Origin of the sequence: Flectobacillus sp. (genome assembly GCF_049240685.1) — a bacterium.
Classification (GTDB): domain Bacteria; phylum Bacteroidota; class Bacteroidia; order Cytophagales; family Spirosomataceae; genus Flectobacillus.
Map to the genome: position 1 here is coordinate 1 of NZ_JBMLSD010000391.1, position 2,395 is coordinate 2,395.

Sequence of the window (2,395 nt, forward strand, 5' to 3'; positions counted from 1 at the left end):
ATGAAAATCGCTGTAATTGGAACGGGCTACGTGGGTCTTGTAACAGGGACTTGCTTTGCCGAGACAGGAAACCAAGTAACCTGTGTGGATATCGACGAAAAGAAAGTCGAAAAAATGAAGAATGGTATCATCCCTATCTATGAGCCAGGTTTGGACGTATTGTTCAATCGAAATACTGCTGAAGGGAGATTAAAATTCACAACCAATTTGGCGGAAGGGATTAAGGATGCCAAAGTAATTTTCTTGGCTTTGCCAACGCCTCCAGGGGAAGATGGCTCAGCGGATTTGAAATATATCTTGAAAGTTGCCAATGATTTGGGACCAATCCTTGATCAATACGTGGTAGTGATTGATAAAAGTACTGTACCAGTGGGTACGGCCGAAAAAGTACATGCTGCAATTGCTAAAAATGCCTCTGAAGAACTTTTTGATGTGGTATCAAACCCTGAGTTTTTGCGTGAAGGTGTAGCTGTAGAAGACTTTATGAAGCCCGACCGTGTGGTAATTGGTACTCGTTCGGAAAAAGCAAAAGCTGTGATGAACAAGCTCTATGCTCCATTGGTACGCCAAGGTAATCCGATTATCTTCATGGACGAGCGTTCGGCTGAAATGACCAAATATGCGGCAAATGCGTTCTTGGCTACTAAAATCACGTTTATGAACGAGATTGCCAACCTTTGCGAAAAAGTAGGTGCTAATGTAGACGATATTCGTCGTGGTATTGGTACAGACTCACGTATTGGTAAGCGTTTCTTGTTTGCAGGTATTGGTTATGGCGGTAGCTGTTTCCCTAAAGATGTACAGGCTTTGGCCAAAACTTCTTCAGAAAACAATTACGATTTCCAAATTTTGAAAGCCGTAATGGAAGTAAACGAAGGCCAAAAGACCAAGTTGATTCCAACGATTAAAGAGCACTTCGGAGGAGATTTGAAAGGCAAAGTATTTGCGATGTGGGGCTTAGCCTTCAAACCATATACAGATGATATCCGTGAGGCTCCAGCCTTGTACAATATCGAAGAGTTATTGGCAGAGGGTGTAATCATCAAGGCATTTGACCCAGAGGCAATGGAAAATGTGAAGGGTGTTATCGGCGATACTATTACCTATACAAAAGGGCCTTACGAAGCAATCAAAGATGCTGACGCTTTGTTGATTATGACCGAATGGCCACAATTCCGTACACCAGAATTTGAGGTGATGGATGTGTTGTTGAAAAACAAGGTAATTTTCGATGGTCGTAACTTGTACGAACTAGACCAAATGAAAGAACTAGGCTATACTTACTATTCAGTGGGTAGAGAGGCCGTTAAATAATTTTTAGACATTAAGCAATAGGCTTTAAGCTTGAAATATAGAGATTTTAACATAAAATTAAAAAAGCTTATAGCCTATCGCTTACAGCTTATAGCTAAAATATGAAACGAGTATTAATCACCGGTGGCGCAGGCTTTTTGGGCTCTCACCTTTGCGATAGATTTATCAAAGAAGGTTATCATGTTATTGCGATGGATAACCTTATTACAGGTGACTTAAAGAACATTGAGCACTTGTTCAAATTACCCAACTTCGAGTTTTATCATCATGATGTATCGAAGTTTATCCACGTTCCAGGCGAGTTAGATTACATACTTCACTTTGCTTCGCCAGCTTCTCCGATTGACTATTTGAAAATCCCGATTCAGACGCTAAAAGTAGGCTCATTGGGTATTCACAACTGTTTGGGATTGGCTCGTGTTAAGAATGCCAGAGTATTGATTGCTTCTACCTCGGAAGTTTACGGTGACCCAACGGTACACCCACAAACGGAGGAATACTGGGGTAACGTAAACCCAGTGGGGCCACGTGGCGTATACGACGAAGCAAAACGTTTCCAAGAGGCAATGACAATGGCCTACCATACCTATCATGGCTTGGAGACTCGTATTGTGCGTATCTTCAATACTTACGGTCCTAGAATGCGATTGAACGACGGACGTGTATTACCAGCATTTATTGGTCAAGCCTTGCGTGGTGAGGACTTAACAATGTTTGGCGACGGTTCTCAAACCCGTTCATTCTGTTATGTAGATGATTTAGTGGATGGTATCTATCGTTTGTTGTTGAGCGACTATGCTTATCCAGTAAACATTGGTAACCCCGATGAAATTACTATTAAGGAATTTGGGGAAGAAATCATCAAATTGACAGGCACAAACCAAAAGTTGATTTCGTTGCCATTACCAAAAGATGACCCAAAACAACGTCAGCCAAACATTACAAAAGCGAAAGAGCTTTTAGGATGGGAGCCAAAGGTTAGTCGTGCAGAAGGCTTAAAAATCACTTACGAATACTTCAAGTCATTACCGAAAGATGAGCTGTACAAAATGGCAAATCACAGAGGTTTTGAAGATTATGA

2 protein-coding genes are annotated in these 2,395 nt (G+C 41.4%); both read left to right on the top strand.

What is annotated here, in order from left to right:
• The coding region (locus ACOVQ4_RS17930) for a UDP-glucose dehydrogenase family protein (RefSeq protein WP_421821989.1) at window positions 1-1,314 on the top strand (1,314 nt) is incomplete at its 5' end.
• Between the two features lie 101 nt (window positions 1,315-1,415).
• The coding region (locus ACOVQ4_RS17935; protein WP_421821990.1) for a UDP-glucuronic acid decarboxylase family protein at window positions 1,416-2,395 on the top strand (980 nt) is incomplete at its 3' end.